This is a genomic window from Advenella kashmirensis WT001 (assembly GCF_000219915.2).
Classification (GTDB): Bacteria; Pseudomonadota; Gammaproteobacteria; order Burkholderiales; family Burkholderiaceae_B; genus Advenella; species Advenella kashmirensis.
This window is the reverse complement of sequence record NC_017964.1, coordinates 550,834-572,848: the sequence shown is the minus strand read 5'-3', so window position 1 is coordinate 572,848 and position 22,015 is coordinate 550,834. Positions and strand designations below refer to the sequence as shown.

General features: G+C 55.4%; 23 protein-coding genes, 1 tRNA gene and 4 pseudogenes. 9 read left to right on the top strand and 19 right to left on the bottom strand.

What is annotated here, in order from left to right; translation table 11 throughout:
- Window positions 1–43: 43 nt before the first annotated feature.
- Complete coding sequence (gene xerC, locus TKWG_RS02700) at window positions 44–1,012, top strand: tyrosine recombinase XerC (protein WP_238534298.1); 969 nt, start codon at window positions 44–46, stop codon at window positions 1,010–1,012.
- 29 nt (window positions 1,013–1,041) lie between these two features.
- On the opposite strand, the pseudogene TKWG_RS22235 reads toward xerC, so the two are convergent.
- The 3 genes and pseudogenes from TKWG_RS22235 to TKWG_RS02685 form a co-directional block, all read right to left on the bottom strand.
- Window positions 1,042–1,895, bottom strand: a pseudogene (locus TKWG_RS22235) (metal ABC transporter permease).
- The gene (locus tag TKWG_RS02690) at window positions 1,895–2,671 is read right to left on the bottom strand and encodes a metal ABC transporter ATP-binding protein (protein WP_014749345.1); all 777 of its coding nucleotides are present in this window, start codon (window positions 2,669–2,671) and stop codon (window positions 1,895–1,897) included. The pseudogene TKWG_RS22235 and the gene TKWG_RS02690 overlap by 1 nt, the downstream one beginning before the upstream one ends.
- 36 nt (window positions 2,672–2,707) lie before the next feature.
- On the bottom strand, window positions 2,708–3,004 hold the full coding sequence (locus TKWG_RS02685; protein ID WP_014749344.1) for a hypothetical protein: 297 nt from the start codon (window positions 3,002–3,004) through the stop codon (window positions 2,708–2,710).
- Between the two features lie 338 nt (window positions 3,005–3,342).
- Here TKWG_RS02685 and TKWG_RS02680 point away from each other — a divergent pair, with 338 nt between their 5' ends.
- The 5 genes from TKWG_RS02680 (at window position 3,343) to hslU (ending at window position 7,865) form a co-directional block, all read left to right on the top strand.
- Window positions 3,343–3,858 (top strand): Fur family transcriptional regulator, encoded by a 516-nt coding sequence (locus TKWG_RS02680; protein ID WP_014749343.1) that lies wholly within the window; start codon window positions 3,343–3,345, stop codon window positions 3,856–3,858.
- A gap of 377 nt (window positions 3,859–4,235) precedes the next feature.
- A complete protein-coding gene (locus TKWG_RS02675) occupies window positions 4,236–5,363 on the top strand; it encodes a CobW family GTP-binding protein (RefSeq protein ID WP_014749342.1) in 1,128 nt (375 codons plus the stop codon).
- A gap of 100 nt (window positions 5,364–5,463) precedes the next feature.
- A complete protein-coding gene (gene dksA, locus TKWG_RS02670) occupies window positions 5,464–5,913 on the top strand; it encodes an RNA polymerase-binding protein DksA (protein ID WP_014749341.1) in 450 nt (149 codons plus the stop codon).
- A 72-nt stretch (window positions 5,914–5,985) separates the two neighbouring features.
- Entirely contained in the window at window positions 5,986–6,519 is a 534-nt protein-coding gene (gene hslV, locus TKWG_RS02665) for an ATP-dependent protease subunit HslV (protein ID WP_014749340.1), read from the top strand.
- A 14-nt stretch (window positions 6,520–6,533) separates the two neighbouring features.
- Window positions 6,534–7,865, top strand: a complete 1,332-nt coding sequence (hslU, locus tag TKWG_RS02660; protein WP_041708922.1) for an ATP-dependent protease ATPase subunit HslU — start codon at window positions 6,534–6,536, stop codon at window positions 7,863–7,865.
- Window positions 7,866–7,993: 128 nt separating this feature from the next.
- On the opposite strand, the gene TKWG_RS02655 is transcribed toward hslU, so the two are convergent.
- A complete protein-coding gene (locus TKWG_RS02655; RefSeq protein WP_041709788.1) occupies window positions 7,994–8,287 on the bottom strand; it encodes a copper-binding protein in 294 nt (97 codons plus the stop codon).
- Between the two features lie 397 nt (window positions 8,288–8,684).
- Here TKWG_RS02655 and TKWG_RS02650 point away from each other — a divergent pair, with 397 nt between their 5' ends.
- On the top strand, window positions 8,685–9,245 hold the full coding sequence (locus TKWG_RS02650; RefSeq protein WP_014749337.1) for a cob(I)yrinic acid a,c-diamide adenosyltransferase: 561 nt from the start codon (window positions 8,685–8,687) through the stop codon (window positions 9,243–9,245).
- Window positions 9,246–9,332: 87 nt separating this feature from the next.
- Here TKWG_RS02650 and TKWG_RS02645 read toward each other — a convergent pair.
- The 6 genes and pseudogenes from TKWG_RS02645 to petA form a co-directional block, all read right to left on the bottom strand.
- A tRNA-Thr gene (locus TKWG_RS02645) sits at window positions 9,333–9,408 on the bottom strand.
- A gap of 195 nt (window positions 9,409–9,603) precedes the next feature.
- On the bottom strand, window positions 9,604–10,029 hold the full coding sequence (locus tag TKWG_RS02640) for a ClpXP protease specificity-enhancing factor (RefSeq protein ID WP_014749336.1): 426 nt from the start codon (window positions 10,027–10,029) through the stop codon (window positions 9,604–9,606).
- Window positions 10,030–10,074: 45 nt separating this feature from the next.
- The gene (locus TKWG_RS02635) at window positions 10,075–10,686 is read right to left on the bottom strand and encodes a glutathione S-transferase N-terminal domain-containing protein (RefSeq protein WP_014749335.1); all 612 of its coding nucleotides are present in this window, start codon (window positions 10,684–10,686) and stop codon (window positions 10,075–10,077) included.
- Window positions 10,687–10,826: 140 nt separating this feature from the next.
- Window positions 10,827–11,678: a cytochrome c1 gene (locus TKWG_RS02630; protein WP_014749334.1), complete on the bottom strand. Its 852-nt coding sequence runs from the start codon at window positions 11,676–11,678 to the stop codon at window positions 10,827–10,829.
- Between the two features lie 22 nt (window positions 11,679–11,700).
- Window positions 11,701–13,085, bottom strand: a pseudogene (locus tag TKWG_RS02625) (cytochrome b).
- 51 nt (window positions 13,086–13,136) lie between these two features.
- Window positions 13,137–13,777: pseudogene (gene petA / locus TKWG_RS02620) on the bottom strand (ubiquinol-cytochrome c reductase iron-sulfur subunit).
- A 120-nt stretch (window positions 13,778–13,897) separates the two neighbouring features.
- Between petA and mscL the strand changes: the two are divergent.
- On the top strand, window positions 13,898–14,353 hold the full coding sequence (gene mscL / locus TKWG_RS02615) for a large conductance mechanosensitive channel protein MscL (RefSeq protein WP_014749332.1): 456 nt from the start codon (window positions 13,898–13,900) through the stop codon (window positions 14,351–14,353).
- Window positions 14,354–14,595: 242 nt separating this feature from the next.
- On the opposite strand, the gene TKWG_RS02610 is transcribed toward mscL, so the two are convergent.
- On the bottom strand, window positions 14,596–15,381 hold the full coding sequence (locus tag TKWG_RS02610) for a Nif3-like dinuclear metal center hexameric protein (RefSeq protein WP_014749331.1): 786 nt from the start codon (window positions 15,379–15,381) through the stop codon (window positions 14,596–14,598).
- A gap of 11 nt (window positions 15,382–15,392) precedes the next feature.
- Here TKWG_RS02610 and TKWG_RS02605 point away from each other — a divergent pair, with 11 nt between their 5' ends.
- Entirely contained in the window at window positions 15,393–16,544 is a 1,152-nt protein-coding gene (locus TKWG_RS02605) for a S1C family serine protease (RefSeq protein WP_014749330.1), read from the top strand.
- Window positions 16,545–17,028: 484 nt separating this feature from the next.
- Here TKWG_RS02605 and tatC read toward each other — a convergent pair whose 3' ends face one another.
- The 8 genes and pseudogenes from tatC to hisH all read right to left on the bottom strand — a co-directional run bounded on the left by tatC (window position 17,029) and on the right by hisH (window position 22,001).
- Window positions 17,029–17,820 carry a twin-arginine translocase subunit TatC gene (tatC, locus tag TKWG_RS02600; RefSeq protein WP_014749329.1) on the bottom strand — a complete coding sequence of 264 codons (792 nt, stop codon included), beginning with the start codon at window positions 17,818–17,820 and terminating at the stop codon, window positions 17,029–17,031.
- Window positions 17,820–18,470: a Sec-independent protein translocase protein TatB gene (tatB, locus tag TKWG_RS21010; RefSeq protein ID WP_014749328.1), complete on the bottom strand. Its 651-nt coding sequence runs from the start codon at window positions 18,468–18,470 to the stop codon at window positions 17,820–17,822. The genes tatC and tatB overlap by 1 nt, the downstream gene beginning before the upstream one ends.
- 66 nt (window positions 18,471–18,536) lie before the next feature.
- Window positions 18,537–18,812, bottom strand: a complete 276-nt coding sequence (gene tatA, locus TKWG_RS02590) for a Sec-independent protein translocase subunit TatA (protein ID WP_014749327.1) — start codon at window positions 18,810–18,812, stop codon at window positions 18,537–18,539.
- A 90-nt stretch (window positions 18,813–18,902) separates the two neighbouring features.
- Window positions 18,903–19,274 carry a phosphoribosyl-ATP diphosphatase gene (locus TKWG_RS02585; RefSeq protein WP_085946381.1) on the bottom strand — a complete coding sequence of 124 codons (372 nt, stop codon included), beginning with the start codon at window positions 19,272–19,274 and terminating at the stop codon, window positions 18,903–18,905.
- 11 nt (window positions 19,275–19,285) lie between these two features.
- Window positions 19,286–19,678, bottom strand: coding sequence for a phosphoribosyl-AMP cyclohydrolase (hisI, locus tag TKWG_RS02580; protein ID WP_014749325.1), 393 nt, complete (start codon window positions 19,676–19,678; stop codon window positions 19,286–19,288).
- Window positions 19,675–20,477: pseudogene (gene hisF, locus TKWG_RS02575) on the bottom strand (imidazole glycerol phosphate synthase subunit HisF). The gene hisI and the pseudogene hisF overlap by 4 nt, the downstream one beginning before the upstream one ends.
- Complete coding sequence (gene hisA / locus TKWG_RS02570; protein ID WP_014749322.1) at window positions 20,474–21,226, bottom strand: 1-(5-phosphoribosyl)-5-[(5-phosphoribosylamino)methylideneamino]imidazole-4-carboxamide isomerase; 753 nt, start codon at window positions 21,224–21,226, stop codon at window positions 20,474–20,476. Before hisA ends, hisF begins: the two are co-directional and overlap by 4 nt.
- A gap of 91 nt (window positions 21,227–21,317) precedes the next feature.
- The gene (gene hisH / locus TKWG_RS02565) at window positions 21,318–22,001 is read right to left on the bottom strand and encodes an imidazole glycerol phosphate synthase subunit HisH (RefSeq protein WP_014749321.1); all 684 of its coding nucleotides are present in this window, start codon (window positions 21,999–22,001) and stop codon (window positions 21,318–21,320) included.
- Window positions 22,002–22,015: the final 14 nt, after the last annotated feature.

Below are 22,015 nucleotides of genomic sequence, written 5' to 3'. Positions count from 1 at the left end.
AACTGACCTTCGGCCAGGTGCAGCAGTACTTATGGAAAGCGCCATGACACGCATTCTGCCCGATGCAATGGAAAAATGGCTGGCCTACCTGCAAACCAACCAACGGTATGCGAGCCACACGCTGTCTGCCTATCGGCGTGATCTGGTGCTGTTGCTGGGTTTCTATCCGGACATCCTGCCCGAGAATCTGAGCAACGCACAAATACGACACGCCATCGCCCGGCTGCATGCACAGGATTACAGCCCGCGCAGCCTGGCGCGCATTCTGTCGGCCTGGCGCGGCTTTTATCAATGGTGGATTCCCCAGACCACGGTCAAAGTCAATCCAGCCCTGGATGTGAAGACACCCAAGATTGCCCGCTCGCTTCCCAAGGCGCTGTCGGTGGAGCAAACCCAGGCGCTGCTGGATCATCCCACCGTGGCCACTGGCACAGAACCGGCCGATCTGCGCGATCAGGCTATGTTCGAAGTGCTCTATTCCAGCGGCTTGCGTCTGGCCGAGCTGGTCAGCCTGGACATCCGTTACACGCGCAAGGATGGCTATGAATCGATCAGTTGGCTCAACCTGGATGAAGGCGAGGTCACGGTTACCGGCAAAGGCGGCAAAACGCGCAGCGTGCCATTGGGCCGCAGCGCCATTGGTGCCGTAACGCAATGGCTGGCCGTCAGGCACAAACTGCTGCCGCCAGGCAGCACGACCGACGATCAGTCTGCGGTGTTTCTGGGCACCCGCGGTCGCCGCATTGCCCCGCGGGTTGTTCAATTGCAACTGAAAAAACTAAGCCTGCGCAGTGGCATTCCCGCGCAGGTGCACCCACACGTCCTGCGTCACAGCTTTGCCAGCCACGTTCTGCAATCGTCGCAGGATCTGCGGGCAGTGCAGGAAATGCTGGGGCATGCCAATATTGCCACCACGCAAATTTATACGAGGCTCGATTTTCAGCATCTGGCTCAAGTTTACGACAAGGCACACCCCCGCGCCAAGATGGACGAAACAGATAAAGAGAAATAAGGTTTTTTTTGCTAGTAACCGGATCTTTGCTAGCGGCCGGAACGCAGCAAGCCGTGCTGATTGCCAAATAACATTGACAAAATATACAAGGCGCCCGCAGATAGAATGATGGCGCTGGAAGCCGGCAGACCGAAGTGATAGGACAGTACGAGGCCGATATAAGAGCTACAACGCCCAGACACACAGCCAGGACCAGTTGCCACCCCAGCGTACGTCCCCAGAAGCGCGCCGCGGCGGCCGGCAACATCATCATCCCCACCACCAGCAAGGTACCCATGACCTGGTACCCGGCCACCAGATTAACCACCAGCAGGATCAGAAAGCCGCCATGAACCAGCGAGCCGCCGCCGCCTTCCATTTTCAGAAAAGCCGGATCCAGGCATTCGATCACCAGCGGCCGGTACATCAACGTAAGCACAACCAGCGTTACACTGGAGACGCACATGATGAAAACCAGATGACTGTCATCGAGCCCCAGCACAGTACCGAAAAGCACGTGCAACAGATCCAGATTGGAACCTTTGAGCGAAATTAACAACACGCCAAGGCCCAGTGATATCAGGTAGAACGCAGCAAAACTGGCGTCCTCTTTCAAGCCGGTAGATCGGGCCACACTGCCGGCAAGCACGGCGACCAGCAAACCGGTGGCCAGGCCGCCGATCAGCATTGCCGTCATGGATACGCCGGCCAGCAGGAAGGCCACCGCCACGCCAGGCAAAATTGCATGCGACATGGAATCGGCCATCAGGCTCATGCGCCGCAGAATCAAAAACACGCCCAGCGGTCCTGCGGCAAGCGACACAAATATCGAACCGAACAGGGCTCGGCTCATAAACGCAAATTCGGTAAAAGGCGTCAGCAGCGCCGCAACAACCGCCTCCATCAAAAGCCTCCCAGCGCCAGCGAGCGGGCCTGGTCCAGATTGGCGTCGGTCAGCACGCTGGCCGTATCGCCCCAGCCCACCACCTGCCGCGCCAGCAGCAACGTTTGGGGAAAGCACTGGCGCACCAGCGCAGCATCGTGCAGCACCACGAGCACGGTGCGCCCTTCGCGATGCCAGTCAAGAAGAATCTGCAGCAGCAAGTCGCAGGTTCCCTCATCCACGGCAGTGAAAGGTTCATCCAGGATCATGACCGGCGCATCGCACACAATAAGACGGGCAAACAGCGCACGTTGCATTTGTCCGCCGGACAGACTGGAAATCAGGTCGCGGGATTTATCTGTCAACCCGACGGTGGCCAGCGCGTCATGAATACGCTGACGCTCGCCTTTATCGTAGCGACGGAAGGCGCCTACCCGGCGCCAGGCGCCCATGGAAACCAGATCGTAGGTGGTAATCGGAAAGCTGCGATCAATTTCACTGATTTGCGGCAACAGGGAAATACCGCCACGGAAATGGTCGTGGATTGTCACCCTGCCAGTGCGCGCTGTCAGTTGTCCTGTCACCGTTTTGAGCAGCGTCGATTTACCGGCGCCATTGGGCCCCAGGATCGCGGTCAGCGACCCTTCAAGAAAGGTCCCTGTCACGCCGCTGAGGGCAGGCACACCGTTCCAGCCCACAGTCACATCCTCAAGCTGGATAACCGGCCTGGCCGCCGCCGAGACCGCAATTGCGGGACGGTCAACACGGGCGCTGTTTGTCGCAAAGGGCATGGGCATGGGTGTCAGTAAGAATCCGAAAGACAAAGGCGGCGATCAGCCGGCAATCGTACCCAGCCAGCCGGCCGACCAGGCGATCAAACCCCATAGCAGCAGGATAACGCCCAGCACCGGGCCCAGCCTGTCAACGGCAGACGCCAGGAAAATCGTGGGAGTTGACTCGGCCGGCATGTGCAGTGGGTCGTCGGCTGAAGGAACCGAACCGTGTCCGCCAGCAGCGCCGACCGCCGGTGCGACATCAGCAGTTTTGGCACGCGCCTGCTCGACAAAAGGCGTCCCTGTCACTGTGGGATAGACGCGCTGCAAGGCCGGGAACAGGGATTCATTCTGCATAATTGTCTGATTTAACGGATCTGTTAATGGATGGATCAGCGTGGATGGGTGGGGCAATCATTCGCCTGCGAAGCAGGCTGGGTTGCCCGAGCGGACCTGGAACGGCGTCGAATACACGACGCTGCAACAGCCTGGCCCTGTTATGGCCTCGTGTCGACTGTATGCTGCCGGCATCCTAATCCCGCCACAACCACTTTCCAAAATGATATGTTATATCATAATACACAATTTCGGCAGTGAAATGGCCTAAAATAGCTTGAAAGTTTCCTCCTTGCGGACGATGGCAGTATCATTGCCTCCATCTTCGCCCAACGATTGCCTGTCACATGACCCCCAGAATGCCACCTGATACAGATCACCCGGAACAGACGCACCAGCATGGCGCCCATACCCACTCTGTAGCCTATCAGCTGCTGGAAGCCATTCGTCATTGCGAACAACGCGGTACCCGCCTGACGCCGATTCGCCAGCACGTGCTCACCCTGCTGCTGGAAGCCGGTCGCAGCCTGAAAGCCTATGAATTGCTTGAGGCCATGAAGCAGCTCTATCCGCAGGCCAAGCCTCCCACCGTCTACCGCGCCCTGGATTTTCTGGTCGAAGAAGGCCTGATCCACCGCCTGGATGCCGTCAACGCCTGGACGGCCTGCCAGGACGTATCGGGTCACCACCACGATCTGCTGATTGTCTGCACACGTTGCGGCAAGGTCGCCGAACTGAGTGCCCCGCTGATCAGCCACCAGTTGCAGGACATGATCCATACGGCCGGTTTCATTCAGACAACCAGCGAAACCGAATTGCGGGCCATCTGTGAAGATTGCAACAAAAAACAGGATGAAACAGCAGCGGCGCCGTGACTGAAAACGGCAGACCCGCAGCATCAGCCCGCCGCCACGCCCATTGCTCCGGCTGAAACCGTCACCCACTTCCCCTACAGGATCAATCGGTCAATTGTCAGCAGTCGGCAACAGGCGCGCAGGACACAATAATCGCTCCCCTATTGAACGAGAAGCGCCGGTCAATCGCCGTTATCGTGGCCGGGCATACCAGAATGTAAATTTCATTACACAAATCAAGATCTTAGGGTTTATCCCCAGTATTTGGGGTTTATTTTGTTCGAGAAACAATTAACGTTTGCGACTTTCGCAAAGCTATGATGTAATCCTGCGATTGACTTTAGGAACGTCTTTTTGGAATCGGCCGGTTTCTGTTGCCGGTAAGACGTTTAAACGCCATGACAAAAACGCAAGCACAAGCAGATAAAATGATCCCTGTCACCGTTCTTACCGGTTTTCTGGGGGCAGGTAAAACCACACTCCTGAAACGCATCCTGACCGAATATCACGGCAACCGCATCGCCGTCATCGAAAATGAATTCGGGCCGGAAAGCATAGATAACGAACTTCTGGTGCAGGATAGCGACGAACAGATTATCGAGCTGTCCAACGGCTGCGTCTGCTGCACTGTTCGCGGCGATCTGCTGAACACGCTCAATGATCTTAAAGTTCGCCACCAGAAAGGCGAACTGAAATTCGAACGCGTGGTGATCGAAACCACCGGTGTAGCCAACCCCGGTCCGGTTTGCCAGACCTTCTTCATGGATGACAGCGTTGCCGCCTTCTACCGGCTCGATGCCGTAATTACGGTGGTCGATGCCAAGCACGGCATGGAAACGCTGGACACCCAGCCAGAAGCTCAAAAACAGGTCGGATTTGCCGACCGCATCCTGGTCTCCAAGAAAGACCTGGTCACAGACCAGGAATACAGCGCCCTGCGTCATCGGTTGCTGCATATGAACCCGCGCGCCGAAATTATGCCGGTTCATTTTGGCGAGATCGACATCAATAAGGTCCTGGACATCAGCGGCTTTAACCTGAATACCATTCTTGACATTGATCCGGAATTTCTGAAAGAAGAACATCCCGATGCGGCCCATGATCACGACCATGAGCACGATCACGACCATGGGCACGATCACAAGCATGATCACGGCCATGCGCATGGCGAGCATCACGATCACGACCACCATCATCACGATCATCATCACGCTCACCATGACGATGAAATCGGCGCCTTCGTTTTCAAATCTGAAAAACCGTTCATACCGGAACGTCTGGAAGAGTTCCTGAGCGGCGTAGTGCAGGTATTTGGTCCCGACCTGTATCGTTACAAAGGGATCCTTTACATGAAAGGCATGCGCCAGCGCATGATCTTCCAGGGTGTACACATGCTGATGGGTGCAGAACCCGGCAAACCATGGGGGCCTAAGGAGAAGCCCTCCAACACCATGGTGTTTATTGGTCGTAAGTTGCCCAAGGATGTCATCCTTAACGGGCTGAACCAGTGTCTGGTACAAAAATAGCGGGCACTGAAAGCATCATATTGCGCACAAATGTGATCACGCAATTTCAATCCATTGTGCGCTATGTTCAACATTATTGAAGTGATATATGGAGTGTTTTATGGCTAAGGCAGCTAAAAAAACAGATGCAACAACGCAAGCCCCTCTTCTGACTGAAGAGCAACTGCTCGCCATGCCCGAATCTGACTATATGAACGATGAGCAACTGGCGTTTTTCCGCGACCGCTTAAAGCGCCTGGAAGACGAAATCATCAATAATGCAGGCGTTACTACCGAAAATCTGCGTGAAACCCAGTTCGTTCCTGATCCGGCCGACCGCGCCACGATTGAAGAAGAACATGCACTGGAGTTGCGCACCCGGGATCGCGAACGCAAGCTGCTCAAGAAAGTGCAGCAGTCACTGGCCCTGATCGAGTCGCGTGACTACGGCTGGTGCGAAGAAACCGGCGAACCCATCGGCCTGCGCCGCCTGCTGGCCCGTCCAACCGCCACTTTGTCGCTGGAAGCCCAGGAACGGCGCGAAAAACGCCAGAAAATGTACGGTGATTAATTAATTGATCCGGGTTCCTTGAAATCTTTCTGTCCCGTCCCTATCTAACTAGGGAAACAACAGGAAGGCTCTATGGAACAATTTCACGCTACTACCATCGTCTGCGTCCGGCGCGGCAATCAGGTCGCGCTCGGCGGCGATGGTCAGGTCACTCTGGGCAATATTGTCATCAAAGGCACGGCCCGCAAAATCCGCCGTTTATACCACGACAAGATTCTGGCCGGCTTCGCAGGCGCAACCGCCGATGCCTTTACGCTTCAGGAACGCTTTGAGGCCAAGCTCGAAAAACATCAGGGACACCTGATGCGGGCCGCCGTAGAGCTGACCCGCGACTGGCGTACCGATCGCGTGCTGCGCCGTCTCGAAGCCATGCTGATCGTGGCAGACGCCGAACACACCCTTATTCTGACCGGCAACGGTGACGTACTGGAGCCCGAAAACGGTATTGCCGCTATCGGTTCCGGCGGCGCCTACGCGCAGTCAGCCGCCCTGGCGCTATTGCAGAATACGGATCTGCCCCCAGAGGTCGTCGTCAAGAAATCTCTGGAAATAGCGGGCGATTTGTGTATCTACACAAACAGCAATCACACCATTGAAACACTCTAACCGGAAATATCAGAATGTCAGCGAGTGTCATGACCCCCAAAGAAATTGTCTCTGAACTGGACAAAAACATTGTCGGACAGAACAAGGCAAAGAAATCCGTCGCCGTTGCCCTGCGCAACCGCTGGCGTCGTCAGCAGGTGCCCGAGCCCCTGCGCCACGAAATTCATCCCAAGAACATTCTCATGATCGGCCCAACCGGGGTCGGCAAAACCGAGATTGCGCGTCGCCTGGCCAAGCTTGCCAACGCACCGTTCATCAAAATTGAGGCAACCAAGTTCACTGAAGTGGGCTATGTTGGTCGCGATGTCGACACCATTATTCGTGATCTGGTGGAAATTTCCATCAAACAGACCCGTGAGCTGGAAACCCGCCGTGTGCGGACCCAGGCCGAAGATGCCGCAGAAGACCGGATTCTGGACGTTCTGGTCGCGCCGCCGCGCGACAGCAACGGCGAACCGCTGCGCCAGGAAAACACGGCGCGCCAGACTTTTCGCAAGAAACTGCGCGAAGGGCAGCTGGACGACACCGAAATTGAAATCGACGTAACCCAGCCCCTGCCGCACATGGAAATCATGGCGCCACCGGGCATGGAAGACATGACCGAACAGCTCAAGGGCATGTTCGCCGGCTTAAGTCGTGACAAGAAAAAAGCCACGAAGATGACCATCAAGAACGCCTTCAAACTGCTGGTAGACGAAGAGGCCGCCAAACGGGTCAACGAAGAGGAAATCCGGGCCGCTGCAGTTCGCAACGCAGAGCAGCAGGGCATTGTCTTCCTGGATGAGATCGACAAGATCGCCACCCGTCAGGAACATGGCGGTGGCGATGTGTCCCGTCAGGGTGTGCAGCGCGACCTGCTGCCCTTGGTAGAAGGCACGACCGTCAATACCAAATACGGCATGGTGCGTACAGATCACATTCTGTTCATCGCCTCTGGCGCATTTCACCTGTCCCGCCCTTCGGACCTGATCCCCGAGTTGCAGGGCCGGTTCCCGATTCGGGTCGAGCTCGATTCGCTGACCACCGCCGACTTCGTACGCATTCTGTCAGACACCGATGCGTCCCTGACCAAGCAGTACACCGCATTGATGGCCACCGAAGACGTCGCGCTGGAGTTCTCTGATGAAGGCATTCATCGCCTGGCCGAACTGGCCTTTGATGTGAATGAACGGACCGAGAACATCGGTGCGCGTCGTCTTTACACCGTGATGGAAAAGCTACTGGAAGACCTGTCATTTGACGCGACAACCAGCAGCGGCAAAGTCGTCAAAATTGACGCCGACTATGTCAACAGCAAGCTGGAAGAAGCCGCCAACAGCCAGGATCTGGCACGCTACGTGCTGTAAGCAAGCGCAAATAGCGTAGGCAGCTAAATACAAAAGGTGCAGATACTCATGTTGAGTTCTGCACCTTTTTTACATCTACCGCCGGCTCGCATAGTGTTGACGCGATGATCGGCACAGAGGCCTTGGGGCTAGTTGCTGATTTCCTTGATAACGTAATCCTTGCCAACCCGTTCGGCAGTAAAACTGACCGAATCACCGGGCTTGATATCTTTGAGCAACGCGGCATCAATCTTGTAGGACAGCGTCATGGCCGGCAGCTTCAGGTCGCTGATGGCGCCCTGCTTGATGGCAATTTTGCCCTGTTCAGGTTGAATGCGGCGCACTTCTCCGCTGCCTCGTCCCGTTTCCTGGGCGTAAGCAACGCTGGTGACAGCCACGGCTGCGGCCAGCCCCAACATTACAGTTGCAATTGACTTTTTCATGCGCATCTCCGGTGTTTGCATTTCAATCTTCATTTTAGGACAAAAGACAGCGTTCCACGAAACGGGTGCGTTTCAGTCGTTACATAGCGCTTCAGAGCACGGCACACCGAGCATGCATCGCAACACAGATAAATGACGAATCAAAAATCGCCCAATTGCACCACTGCACAAGATACACCAAACTTGTTTATCTCCTGAAGCCTGGATCGCGTTTCCGATCACCATACATTAAAAATCGCCATGCCGTGAATCCTGGTATGGTGTGACGTCTGGCAAATGCCGACACAGGCACAGTGCAACTCTGGATACAATTGCAAATGGGCTACAAACTATCTACATTGTGCGACAGGCACGTGGGCGTTGTATCTTCACTGATCAAAAGGAGCTTCTGAGCAACATGAATGACCGACTCACTTCAATCATTACCAAAACCGGCGACGATGGTACCACCGGTTTGGGTGACGGTTCACGTATTTCTAAAAACAGTATCCGTATTCAGGCTATCGGTGACGTCGACGAACTCAACAGCCAGCTTGGGCTGCTCCTGACCGAACCATCCCTGCAGCAAGACATGATCCAATTGCTGCAACAGGTGCAGCACCGACTGTTTGATCTGGGCGCAGAGCTCAGTGTTCCTGGCTATACTGCGCTGGCTGAAGAGCACATCACGATGCTGGAGCAGGCGGTGCACACTTATCAGACTACCCTGCCCCCGTTGCGCGAATTCATTCTGCCCGGCGGCTGCGTAGCAGCGGCACAGGCTCATGTATGTCGCAGTGTCTGTCGGCGCGCCGAACGCAGCGTGGTCGCCATCAATGCCACCGAGCCGGTCAGCGACGCGGCCCGACATTATCTGAACCGGCTATCCGACTGCCTGTTCGTGGTTGCCCGTGTTCTGAATCAGCGTGCAGAACAAAGCGATATTTTCTGGCAGGCCGCCCCCAACACGACTCCTTAAGCCACAAAACACCCGATTCGCACGGACAAAACAAAAGCCCCGCAATCAACATACCAGGAGTATGTGAAAACGGGGCGTTTGAAATTCTGGTGCCGGTTAAAGGAGTTGAACCCTCGACCTTCTGATTACAAATCAGCTGCTCTACCAACTGAGCTAAACCGGCGAAAGAAAGATTATATGTGAAGCGAGCGGAAAAAGTCCAGTTTTACGGCACTCAGCTCAAAAAAGTCACGTTCGTGTCTTGTTTTCGCTGCAAAAAGCACCATCCGGACCACCACCACCCATTTTGGCGCCTGGCCATGCCATGCCGCCAGCAGCGCCACCGCTCATTCGTCGCCAAATAGCCAGGGTAAGCTGGTTACTTGACCACCTTGAGCCACGGTGCCTTTTCTTTCGGTGTGGGCGACGGAGGCGGATCGTCGTCTGGCGCAGGCGAATCATGCGCGTCGGCGCCTGCGTCAGTCAGATCGTACTCTTCCACTTCAAATTGCATCCCTTCCTGAGTCTCACGTGCGTAAATTGCTTCGACGCGCGCCACGGGAACGGAGATTTGCCGCGAAGCGCCGCCAAATCTTGCCTGAAACTCGATCCAGTCATTGCCCATGACCAGACGATTGGTTGCCATTGCCCCTACATTCAAGGTAATGCGTTCGTCACGGACAAACTCCCTGGGCACCTGGCAGGCCGCATCGACATGGACCACCAGGTGAGGGGTGTAGCCGGCGTCGGTACACCACTCATGCCAGGCACGCAACAGATATGGTTTGGTAGATGGTTTTTCCATTCACTTTCCTTTAGTCTGTGGCTGTGCTAACTGTCCCGAAACGGATCAGCGACGCATGACCTTTTCTGACGGCGTCAATGCCTCGATATACGCCGGGCGCGAGAAAATCCGCTCAGCATACTTCTGGATCGGCGCTGCATTTTTGGGCAACTCGATACCGTAATGGTCCAGACGCCACAGCAGCGGCGCCATGGTCACATCAAGCATGGAGAACTCTTCACCCAGCATGTAACGATTTTTGATCAGCAATGGCGCCAACTGTGACAGGCGGTCGCGGATCATGCGACGGGCATTTTCCAGTTTTTTCTCGTCGGAGCGGGCAGAGCGATCTTCCAGCACGCCAACGTGAACAAACAGCTCTTTTTCAAAATTATGCAGGAACAAACGGGTGCGCGCGCGCATGACCGGATCCGCAGGCATTAGTTGAGGATGCGGAAAACGCTCGTCAATGTACTCATTGATAATATTGGATTCGTACAGAATCAGGTCGCGCTCTACCAGGATGGGCACGCGACCGTAAGGGTTCATGACCGAGATATCCTCGGGCTTGTTGAACAGGTCAATATCACGAACCTCAAAGTCCATGCCTTTTTCGTACAGAACGAAACGGCAGCGTTGAGAAAATGGACACGTGGTTCCAGAATAAAGCACCATCATGGTGTGCAGTCTCCCGCAAAAAATAAAAAAAAGAAAAGGTCAGTGCCATCATACAACAAGCACTGACCCGAATCACAGTGGTTCTGACATCGGCAGCAAAGGGCGGGTTTTGTCTGCCCCCCGGCGACTGCCGACAACGCTTACTTAACGTGTTTCCAGTAAGACGCGTTCAGCCTCCAGACAACGATAAAGAACAGTCCGAGGAACAACAGCACCCATACGCCCAGTTTCTTGCGCAGCAGTTGTTCTGGTTCGGACATCCAGCCCAGGAAGGCGGTCAGGTCGGCAACGTCATTGTCAAATTGCGCCTGTCTGGATGGATCCAGGTACTTCAATGTCGAGTGTGACGATGCGCTGCCATGATACTCGGGCAGAGGTTCGTCGCTCACGACAGACTTGAAGCCTTCGGAGTCCACTTTCGTGGTGATCTTGCGCCATTCCTGCTTGCCATCTTTTTCCACAGGATGGATATCGACGGTTTCCAGTTCACGCGGGCCTTGCAGGTCCCACATTGCATGCGGCATACCTACGTTCGGGAATAGCAGGTTGTTCCAGCCCAGAGGACGGGACGCATCGCGGTAGAACGTACGCAGGTAGGTGTAGATGTAGTCAGTGCCGTCCTGCCCCATATTTGCAGCCTTGGCGCGCGCCATGACTGACAGATCAGGTGGAGCCGCACCAAACCAGGCCTTGGCATCAGACGGGCTCATGGCAACGCGCATCAGGTCGCCAACCTTCTCGCCGGTGAACAGGAGGTTTTCCTTGATCTGCTCTTCGGTCAGGCCAAGTTCCGTGAGCTTGTTGTAGCGCATGGAATTGGCACTGTGACAGTTCAGACAGTAGTTGACGAAAAGCTTCGCGCCATTTTGCAAAGAAGGCAGATGGTTGACACGGTTGGGGGCACGATCCCACTCCATACCGCCTTCGGCGGCCAGGACAGGAGTAGTAAACGTGACGACCAATAACAATGCGCCTATTAACTTTTTAAACATGTTCATTCCTGTATTTTTCAACTTAGTGGGGATGGAAGGTCACACGATCAGGGACTTTCTTGAATGTGCCCAGCCGGCTCCAGATTGGCATGAACAGGAAGAAAGCCAGGTAAATCAGTGTACCCACTTGAGAAATAATATTCAGGACAGGACTTGGCGCTTTGGTACCAATGATGCCCAGGATCACGAAGTTGATCAGGAATACCGCATACACCAGCTTGTGCCAACCCGGACGATAACGGATGGATTTGACCGGAGAGTGATCAAGCCAAGGCATGAAGCCCAGGATAACCACGGTGCCGCCCATAATGACCACACCCCAGAATTTTGCATCGTAGACACGCAGAGCAACCGCAACCAGCACCAGAATGACCGGGAAAATGATTTTCCAGATACCCTTGAGGTTTTTGCTGAATAGCAGGCCTACGGCAAAGATGAGCGCCAGGCAACCAGCACCCAGGTAAATTCATCTGTGGTCGCACGCAGCATGGAGTAGAACGGCGTGAAATACCAGACAGGCGCAATATGCGGCGGTGTCTTGAATGCATCGGCCGGCAGGAAGTTATTGGCTTCCAGGAAGTAACCACCCATGGTTGGCGCAAAGAACATGATTGCTGCAAACACAATGAGGAAACCGACAACGCCCATCAAATCGTGTACGGAATAGTACGGATGGAAGGGAATGCCGTCCAGCGGACGACCGCTGGCATCTTTCTTCTCTTTGATTTCAACGCCGTCCGGGTTGTTCGAGCCAACTTCATGCAGGGCAATCAGGTGGGCAGCGACCAGACCAATGAGCACCAGCGGAATGGCGATCACGTGGAAAGCAAAGAAGCGGTTAAGCGTGGCATCGGACACGACGAAATCGCCGCGAATCCAGATGGACAGGTCAGGACCGACATAAGGAATGGCGGAGAACAGGTTCACAATCACCTGGGCGCCCCAGAATGACATTTGACCCCATGGCAGCAGATAACCGAAGAAGGCTTCGGCCATCAGACAGAGGAAAATGGCTACGCCGAAGATCCAGACCAGCTCACGCGGTTTGCGATAGGAGCCATAGAACAGGCCACGCAGCATATGCAGATACACGACCACAAAGAACATGGACGCGCCGGTAGAGTGCATATAGCGGATGATCCAGCCATAGGGCACTTCGCGCATGATGTATTCGACCGATGTAAACGCCAGGGCGGCATCGGGTTTGTAGTGCATGACCATGAAAATACCGGTCACGATCTGGATAACCAGAACCAGCAGGGCCAGGGATCCGAAGAAATACCAGAAGTTGAAGTTCTTGGGTGCGTAATACTCGGACAGATGAGCTTTCCACAGACTTGTCAGTGGGAAACGCCGATCCACCCAACCCAACAATCCTGTCGTTTCGACAACTTTTTCGCCAGCCATTTTACAGGGCTCCTTTTCTAACTAGGCAAGAGAACAGACGGATCATTGGGATCAGCCTTCCGCTTTTTCTAAACCGACCATAACGGTGTTATCGTCGATAAAGTAATAAGGGGGAATAAGAAGATTGTCAGGCGCAGGCTGATTTTTGAAAACCCGGCCGGCCAGATCAAAATGAGAACCATGGCAAGGGCAAAGAAAGCCGCCTTCCCAGTCGGCGCCCATGCCTCGGAACCGCCGATGGCGAAACGGGGTGAAGGAGAACAGCCCAGGTGTGTGCAGATACCAACGCAAATAAACCATTCCGGTTTGCGTGAACGGCCTTCGTTCTTGGCAAAATCAGGCGTATAGTCAGGACGCTCGGAATTCGGATCGGCCAGGTGTGAATTTTTGGACAGGCCATCTATCATGGCCTGTGTGCGATGGATGACCCAGACCGGCTTGCCCTGCCATTCGGCGGTAATCATGGTGCCGGGGGCAATACCGCCCAGCGCGATTTCCACTGGCGCACCGGCTGCCTTGGCCCGATCGGACGGGTTCATTGATGCTACAAAGGGAACGGCCGTTGCCACTCCTGCCACACCACCGACCGCACAGGCTGTACCCAGCCAGAAGCGTCTTTGCGGATCAGAGGGAAGCACGGCTGGCGTAGCGGGCCCCTGATTATCATACTGCTGTATAGAATCCTGACTCATTATCCATCCTTGTTGATACACTCAAGGTACTAAAAATTACTATATTTTATGTGTACATAATTTGGCAACCGTTTATTATATACCGGTGCCCGAGCCGGGCGTGGAAAAAAGGACATAATCATGAGTAAAGGTTTTATAAACGAGTTCAAAGAGTTTGCAATCAAAGGCAACATGATTGATCTGGCGGTTGGTGTGATTATCGGCGCCGCTTTCGGTAAGATCATTGACTCTTTAGTCAAAGACGTCATCATGCCCCTGATCAATTTCATCCTCGGCGGATCTGTTGATTTTGCCAATAAATTCATTGTCTTATCCGAGCCCGAAGGCTATGCCGGAGCACGCACCTACGAAGCCATGAGCAAAGCCGGTGCCAATTTGCTGGCCTATGGTAATTTCCTAACGATCTTCATTAATTTCATCTTGCTGGCGCTGGTTATCTTCTGCCTGGTCAAAGCCGTCGCCAAAGCGCGCGCCACCTTTGAACGAGAAAAAGAAGCCGAAGCGGCCGCCGATCCGGCAGATGTCGCCCTGCTCAAGGAAATCCGCGATCTGCTGCGTCAAAAACCTACGGTCTGACCTGCTACGCTTAGGGTCACCGCTGACCTCGGGTCCTGATATCAACCCCTGACAGCACGGCCTGAAGTAAAAAAACAACATCTGCAATTGCTCACAGATGTTGTTTTTTTTCGTCCTGTCGCACTTGAGTAAACCGCCATGACGGGCGCACAGATAGCCACAAGGCTGCCGCTGTCGCAGAGCATATGAAGAGCATGCGCGCCCCGACCCAGCCAATGGCGTGAAACCGCAGCGGTGCCGCACTACACGGGATTGGGCAGATCCACGAACTCCACATCCACGCCAAAGCGCGCCGCCACCGCCTGCCCCAGCGCCTGAACGCCATAACGCTCGGTTGCATGATGGCCGGCGCCGATATAGGCCACGCCCGACTCCATCGCCTGATGATAGACCTGTTCCGAGGCCTCTCCAGTCAGATAGACATCCACGCCACGCGCTATCGCCTCTTCAAACATGCCCTGGGCGCCGCCGGTACACCAGGCGATACGCCGCAAGGGCCGCTCGTTGTTGCCTATAAGCAACGGGGATCGGCCCAGGGCGGTTTCAATGTGTGCGCCCAGATCAGCCAATGTGCGCAGACCGCCAGGCACTGCGCCCGACCAGATCAACCCGCCCCTGCCGAAGACCACCGGCTGTCCGCTGCCGTCATCGGCCCGATCAGGAATCAGACCCAGAACCCTTGCCAATTGCGCATTGTTGCCCCATTCCGGGTGCGCATCCAGCGGCAAATGGTAGCCAATGATATTCAGGCCATGCCGTATCGCCAGTTCCATGCGTTGATATTTGCTGCCGACCACACAGGGATTCTCGCCTTTCCAGAACCATCCGTGATGCACGAGAACCGCATCGGCGCCTTTGTCCGCGGCAATCTGCAGCAGTTGCGCCGAAGCGGTGACGCCCGTAATTACCTTTTTTATTTCGGGCTTACCCTGCACCTGCAGCCCGTTTGGTGCATAATCCTGAAAGAGGGCTGGTTTTAGTTGCTGGTCCAGCCAGCCCAGCAAATCCTGCACGAAAATTTTATTCACGACGTCTTCCTATGTATCGTTTTTGGTTACTGTTATCTCAGGCGGTCACCGTCTGCCTGGCGTTGGTTTTCACCATTACAACGTTGCGCCCGGGCTGGCTGACGCCTGGCGCCGGCGACAACCCACGCGTGCTGCCGGCCACGGTGCTTACATCGGCCAATGAGAGCCTGAGCTTTGCCTCGGCCGTTGCCGCTGCCACCCCGTCCGTTGTGAATATCTATACCACAAAGAACATCGAGTCGCCGTTCAAGAACCTGCCCGATGTACCCGCACTCAAGCCGTTTATCAAGGATAACAAGGATCTGAACACAATGGGGCCCACCAATCTGGGCTCCGGTGTTATCGCCTCTGACAAGGGCTATATCCTGACCAACTATCACGTAATCGAAGCAGCCGATTCCATCGAAGTGGGCCTGGCCGACGGTCGCAAGGCCCCGGCCAAACTGATCGGCACCGATCCCGATACGGATCTGGCCGTGCTCAAGGCCGATCTCCCCGACCTGCCTGTTATCCACTACAACGCCGGCAATACGCCACGCATCGGCGATATGGTGCTGGCAATTGGCAACCCGTTTGGCGTGGGGCAGACAACCACCATGGGTATTGTATCGGCGCTGGGCCGTACCGGCCTGGGAATCAATACCTATGAGAATTTCATTCAGACAGATGCCGCCATCAATCCCGGCAACTCCGGCGGTGCGCTGATCAATACTCGCGGCGATCTGATCGGCATCAACACGGCGATCTACACTGAATCGGCTGCCGGCGGCTCGCTGGGCATCGGCTTTGCCACACCTGCCGATACCGCCATGCGCATCATGTACGAAATCATCAAGACAGGCAGTGTCTCGCGCGGCTGGCTTGGCATAGAACCACAGGACATCACGACCGATCTGGCCAGGGCGTTCAATCTGAAAAATACCAACGGGGTGATTATTGCCACGCTCGCCCCCAATGGCCCGGCCGGACAGGCTGGCCTGATGGTTGGTGATATTCTGCTTGCGGCCAATGGTGAAGATATTACCGGCACCGACCATTTGCTGAACAAGATCGCTGAATTTGCTCCCCAATCCAAAGTAACCTTTACCGTTTTGCGCGGCGGCAAAAAGCATGACTTCATCGTCACGCTGGGCAAACGCCCCCAGGTAACCACCACCAACTGATTGCGACCAATACGACAGACTGCCGCTTTTGTCGTATCGTTTTCTGCAGCATCGTTCTGCCCTACCCATTCTGCCGCCTTCTGCCGCCTTCTGCCACCTTCTGTCACTTCACCCAGTCATCCTGCCTGCTGCAGCAGAACTGCGCCCACGCGCATCACGAGCGCTCGCGACCATTCACTGATGCCACGGCGCGCGCCGCTCCGATGACAACGATGCGCCTGCTGTAGCAGAACAGCACGCAGATTATGTTGCACACAGAAATTTGATTACACAGGATAAATAGCAACGAGACGGTTGAACCGCGGACATGAACGGCACAGCGTTTCACTGGCCGCACTGATCACGCCTTCCTGCGGAAACCGCCGAAAGGCAAGCACGAGACAAAGGAAGAAGTAAAAATGAGCGAAACAAGAAACGCGGCAAGACAGACGCGACAACGTGAACAGAAAGAATCTGCGTCACGCCGGCCGGTATGCAAACCGCCCTATTCTTCAGATTCTGAGTCCTGCTGATCCAGTTTGCTGACTTTGAAAAAACGCGCAGCAAACAACCCCAGCTCAAACAAAAGGCACAGGGGAACCGCCAGCAGAAACTGCGACATGACGTCGGGTGGCGTCACCACCGCCGCGATCACAAAGGCGCCAACAATGACATAGCCACGCATGGATTTGAGCTTATCCACTGTAACCATGCCGGTGCTGACAAGCACGACAACGACTATAGGCACTTCAAACGTGACGCCAAAGGCCAGGAACATGGTCATCACAAAGCCAAGATATGCCTCGATATCCGGTGCGAAATTGATCGACTCGGGCGAGACCATGGCGATGAAATGAAAGATGGTATGGAAAACAATGTAGTAGCAAAAAGCCATTCCGAAAAAGAACAGCAGCGTGCTGGAGACCACCAGCGGCATGGCCAGCTGTTTCTCATGACGATACAGCCCTGGTGCGATAAAAGCCCACGCCTGGTACAGCACGTAAGGCAGGGCGATCATGAACGCAAGCAACAACGTTACTTTGAGCGGCACCAGAAACGGCGTAATGACGCCTGTGGCGATCATCCGATTGCCGGCAGGCAGCGACGCAATCATGGGCTGGGCAATAAAATCGTAGACTGCGCCCGTACCAGGATAAATACACAAAATGGCAAAGAGCCCGATCACAGCCAGCAACGCCCTGATCAAGCGGGTGCGCAATTCGATCAGATGCGAAAAAAAGCTGTCTTCAGGCAGACTTTCCTGCGCGTTGTCGGGAGGAAGAATTGGATTGGCCATCAGGAATGCTTATCGGAACGGGTAACGGCAGAAGCCGGCGCGTCGGCTTCAGGGGATTTGATATCGGGCCGATCAGCGGCGGCCACTGTTTTGCCCGCAACCGTCACATCCGATGGCACGGCAGGCTCGACAGGAGGTTCTGCCAGGGGCGCCATCAGGTCTGCAACGCCTGCAGTGGCCGATTGCGAGCCGGTTGCCGTTGAAGCGGCTGGCGTAACCGTATCGGCTTGATTCGCCTTTGCCCGGACAGGATCAACCACCGCATCGACCGCAAGATTGTTTGAGCCAGCGGCTTGCGATCCAGCTTGTTGTGTTGTCGCGCCGTTCGGGCTGACGCTATCGCGCAGCGAATTGCCGGTGCGCTCAAGATCGTCCCGCAGAGCATTGACCGGGTTGCGCAAGGCACTAGCCGTGTCTTCTACCGACGATTTAACATCGCTGACGGCAGACTGCATTTCTTCTTTTATCTTGGCAATTTCCTGGATATCCACTTCCCGCTGAATATCGCTTTTGACATCGTTCACGTAGCGCTGCGCGCGCCCGACCAGATGGCCCAGCGTACGGGCGACCGTAGGCAGGCGTTCGGGGCCGATCACAATAAGCCCCACAACACCGATAACGAACAGCTCTCCGAAACTTAAACCAAACATACTTGCTACTTTTCAAGAAGATCGGCGGGTATGCCGCAGCGAATGCCGACCGTCGGCACGACGTCTTTATTCGGACTTGTCGCGAGCCTGCACGTCGATCGCATCCTGATTGGTGCGCGCTGCCGTGTCGGACCGTGCAGGATTCTGCGTGTCGGCAACCTTGCGATTGAGCCCATCGTCTTTGGACGAATCGGCTTCTTCATTGGCATCCTTGATGCCTTTCTTGAACCCCTTGACAGCACCACCCAGATCTTCGCCTACATTGCGCAGCTTTTTGGTACCGAAAATGAGGGCGATAATGACCAGTACGATCAACCAGTGCCAGATACTTAGACTGCCCAAGTGTTACTCCTGAAATCAGATTGCGTGAATACGCATACTATACCAATTAATTGGCGAATCAATAGGGAAATATCATGAACGTAATCGCAGTTATGCACTGCGATCCGGCGTACTGTTAACGCCTTCATGACTGCGCGCTGCCTTTTCTGCCAGCCCGGACAGGCCTTCGCGGCGAGCCAGCTCGGCCAGCACGTCCTCAGGACGCAGCCCATAATGGGTTAGCGCCACCAGACAGTGAAACCACAGATCTGCCGTTTCAGACACAATCCGCTCGGGTACGCCATCTTTTGCGGCCATGACCAGTTCGGTGGCTTCCTCGCCGATTTTCTTGAGAAAGGCATCGGGCCCACGCGCCAGCAATTTGGCCGTATATGACGATTGTGAATCACCGCCGGCCTGTGGCCTGCGTGTTTCCAGCACATCGGCCAAACGAACCAGAATATCGGCCGTTGGCGCGGGCAGGTTATTTTGCGTCATTTGTACATGCTCTCCGGATCCTTGAGCACCTCATCGGTTATCTGCCATTGCCGTGCAGATGCATCGCCGGTGAGCTCACGAAAAAAACAGCTCTCGCGTCCGGTATGGCAGGCCACGCCGCCCTGCTGTTCAACAGTAAGCAGTATCACGTCGCCGTCGCAATCCAGACGGAGCGAACACACCCGCTGCGTATTACCCGACTCTTCGCCCTTGCGCCAGAGCCGCTTGCGCGACCGCGACCAATAGACGGCTCTGCCGGTTTGCGCGGTTTCAAGCAACGACTCCCGATTCATCCAGGCCACCATCAGAATCCGGCCGCTTTGCCAGTCCTGCGCGATAGCAGGCACCAGGCCGTCAGCATCAAATACTACCTCGTCTATCCAGTTCATTGCGTGTTCCTGACCTGTATCCCGTGTTCGGCCATATATGCCTTGGCCTGCGCGATACTGTAATCGCCGTAATGGAATATGCTGGCGGCCAGCACCGCACTGGCGCGCCCTTCGTTAACGCCATCGCACAGATGTTGCAAATTGCCCACCCCGCCGGAGGCGATCACCGGCACGGCCACTGCATCGGAAATAGTTCGGGTCAGTTGCAGGTCGAACCCGGCCTGCGTGCCATCCTGGTCCATGCTGGTAATCAATAATTCACCGGCGCCATAGCGGGCCATACGCACCGCCCAGGCAACGGCATCGATGCCCGTGGCTTGCGCCCGCCGTGGGTAAACACTTCCCAGCGCAGCGGCTCGCCCGGCGCCGAGACCCGGCGCGCATCCACAGCCACCACAATGCACTGTGAACCGTAATAATCAGCGCAGGCGCGCACCAGCTCGGGTTCGTTCACGGCCGCACTATTGATGGACACCTTGTCGGCGCCCGCATTGAGCAGGCGTTGCACGTCGGGCAGCGCTCGCACGCCGCCGCCGACCGTGAGCGGAATAAACACTTCCGATGCCACCTGCTCTATCATGGACAAGGTCAGATCCTTGCCGTCACTGGTAGCCGTAATGTCCAGGAACGTGAGTTCGTCGGCACCCTGTTCATTGTAGCGCCTGGCGATTTCCACCGGGTCACCGGCATCGCGCAGCTGGACAAAATTGACCCCTTTGACGACGCGTCCGGCCGTTACATCAAGGCACGGGATGACGCGAGTGGTCAGGGTATGCGCCGGTGCCGTAGAATGTGTCACTCCAGCTCGTCCCCGTTCAGCTCGTCAGCCATGTCCTGCGCCGCCTGAAAATCCAGGGTGCCTTCGTAGATGCTGCGTCCCAGAATGACGCCTTCGACGCCTTCCTGTTCAACTGCACACAAAGCTTCGATATCGGTCAGGTCGGTAACGCCGCCCGAGGCAATGACCGGAATCCGGACGTGCTGGGCCAGACGCACCGTGGCTTCGATATTGACACCAGTCAGCATGCCATCGCGGCCAATATCGGTATAGATAATGGACTCAACGCCGTAGTCTTCGAACTTGCGGCCAAGATCGAGCACATCATGCTTGGTCAGTTTGCTCCACCCATCGGTTGCTACCTTGCCATCCCTGGCATCGAGCCCGACAATGATGTTGCCCGGAAACGCGCTGCAGGCATCCTGCAGAAAACCAGGATCCTTCACGGCCGCCGTCCCGATAATGACATACTCGATGCCGAAATCCAGATACCGTTCAATGGTATCCAGATCGCGGATGCCACCGCCAATCTGTACCGGAATGTCGTCTCCGACGGCCCGCACAATGGCCCTGATCACATCTTCGTTTTTGGGTTTGCCAGCGACGGCCCCGTTCAGGTCGACCAGATGCAGGCGTCTTGCGCCCTGGTCATACCATTGTTCCGCGACGGTAACCGGGTCTTCGGAAAAAATGGTGGCATCCTGCAAGTCTCCCTGGCGCAGGCGGACACAACGTCCGTCCTTCAAATCAATGGCTGGTATGAGCAGCATAACAATCAGATTATCAAAATAAGAATAAAATTAAAATCATGGAACGCATGATGCGATTTCACAATTCACCCAACTGCCGTGACCTTAACGGTCAGATATCCCAGTTTACAAAATTCCGATAAAGACGCAAGCCTAACTGCGCGCTTTTTTCGGGGTGAAACTGCACTGCAAAGATATTGTCCCGCGCCACGGCACAGGTAAAATTGTGTCCGTATACGGTTTCGCCCACCGAGATGGCGGTATCTGCCGGATCAACATAATAACTGTGGACGAAATAAAAAAAGCTATCGTCCGGGATTCCATCCCACAATGCATGCGGTTTTGCCTGCTTTACCCGGCTCCAGCCCATGTGCGGCACTTTGAGCGGGCGCGCCTCGTGCTGTACGTGCGCAGCAGACGTATCAGACTGCTCCTGCAGATTCACGGCAAATTGCGGTCCGGCAAACTTGCGCACCATGCCAGGGAAAATCCCCAGACACGGTACATCGCCTTCTTCACTGTACTGCATCAGCATCTGCTCACCCACACAGACGCCCAGCAGGGGCTTGCTTTCAGCGGCACGAAGCACGGTCTGCATCAGCCCGGAACGCTGCAGATTGCGCATGCAATCGGGCATGGCCCCCTGCCCCGGAAACACAATCCGGTCTGCTTTCTCGAGCGCCGCCACATCGGAAGCAAGATAGACATCTGCTTCACTTGCTGCATGACGCAAGGCGCGCTCTACTGAATGCAGATTTCCCATGCCATAATCAACGATGGCAATTTTGCTGCTCATAAAAGCATTCCCGC

What these genes read in the sequence shown, in the direction of transcription:
- xerC (WP_238534298.1), top strand. Translation starts at nt 44, where the DNA reads ATGACACGCATTCTGCCCGATGCAATGGAAAAATGGCTGGCCTACCTG.
- TKWG_RS02690 (WP_014749345.1), bottom strand. Translation starts at nt 2,671, where the DNA reads ATGCCCATGCCCTTTGCGACAAACAGCGCCCGTGTTGACCGTCCCGCA.
- TKWG_RS02685 (WP_014749344.1), bottom strand. Translation starts at nt 3,004, where the DNA reads ATGCAGAATGAATCCCTGTTCCCGGCCTTGCAGCGCGTCTATCCCACA.
- TKWG_RS02680 (WP_014749343.1), top strand. Translation starts at nt 3,343, where the DNA reads ATGCCACCTGATACAGATCACCCGGAACAGACGCACCAGCATGGCGCC.
- TKWG_RS02675 (WP_014749342.1), top strand. Translation starts at nt 4,236, where the DNA reads ATGACAAAAACGCAAGCACAAGCAGATAAAATGATCCCTGTCACCGTT.
- dksA (WP_014749341.1), top strand. Translation starts at nt 5,464, where the DNA reads ATGGCTAAGGCAGCTAAAAAAACAGATGCAACAACGCAAGCCCCTCTT.
- hslV (WP_014749340.1), top strand. Translation starts at nt 5,986, where the DNA reads ATGGAACAATTTCACGCTACTACCATCGTCTGCGTCCGGCGCGGCAAT.
- hslU (WP_041708922.1), top strand. Translation starts at nt 6,534, where the DNA reads ATGTCAGCGAGTGTCATGACCCCCAAAGAAATTGTCTCTGAACTGGAC.
- TKWG_RS02655 (WP_041709788.1), bottom strand. Translation starts at nt 8,287, where the DNA reads ATGAAAAAGTCAATTGCAACTGTAATGTTGGGGCTGGCCGCAGCCGTG.
- TKWG_RS02650 (WP_014749337.1), top strand. Translation starts at nt 8,685, where the DNA reads ATGAATGACCGACTCACTTCAATCATTACCAAAACCGGCGACGATGGT.
- TKWG_RS02640 (WP_014749336.1), bottom strand. Translation starts at nt 10,029, where the DNA reads ATGGAAAAACCATCTACCAAACCATATCTGTTGCGTGCCTGGCATGAG.
- TKWG_RS02635 (WP_014749335.1), bottom strand. Translation starts at nt 10,686, where the DNA reads ATGATGGTGCTTTATTCTGGAACCACGTGTCCATTTTCTCAACGCTGC.
- TKWG_RS02630 (WP_014749334.1), bottom strand. Translation starts at nt 11,678, where the DNA reads ATGTTTAAAAAGTTAATAGGCGCATTGTTATTGGTCGTCACGTTTACT.
- mscL (WP_014749332.1), top strand. Translation starts at nt 13,898, where the DNA reads ATGAGTAAAGGTTTTATAAACGAGTTCAAAGAGTTTGCAATCAAAGGC.
- TKWG_RS02605 (WP_014749330.1), top strand. Translation starts at nt 15,393, where the DNA reads ATGTATCGTTTTTGGTTACTGTTATCTCAGGCGGTCACCGTCTGCCTG.
- tatC (WP_014749329.1), bottom strand. Translation starts at nt 17,820, where the DNA reads ATGGCCAATCCAATTCTTCCTCCCGACAACGCGCAGGAAAGTCTGCCT.
- tatB (WP_014749328.1), bottom strand. Translation starts at nt 18,470, where the DNA reads ATGTTTGGTTTAAGTTTCGGAGAGCTGTTCGTTATCGGTGTTGTGGGG.
- hisI (WP_014749325.1), bottom strand. Translation starts at nt 19,678, where the DNA reads ATGAACTGGATAGACGAGGTAGTATTTGATGCTGACGGCCTGGTGCCT.
- hisA (WP_014749322.1), bottom strand. Translation starts at nt 21,226, where the DNA reads ATGCTGCTCATACCAGCCATTGATTTGAAGGACGGACGTTGTGTCCGC.
- hisH (WP_014749321.1), bottom strand. Translation starts at nt 22,001, where the DNA reads ATGAGCAGCAAAATTGCCATCGTTGATTATGGCATGGGAAATCTGCAT.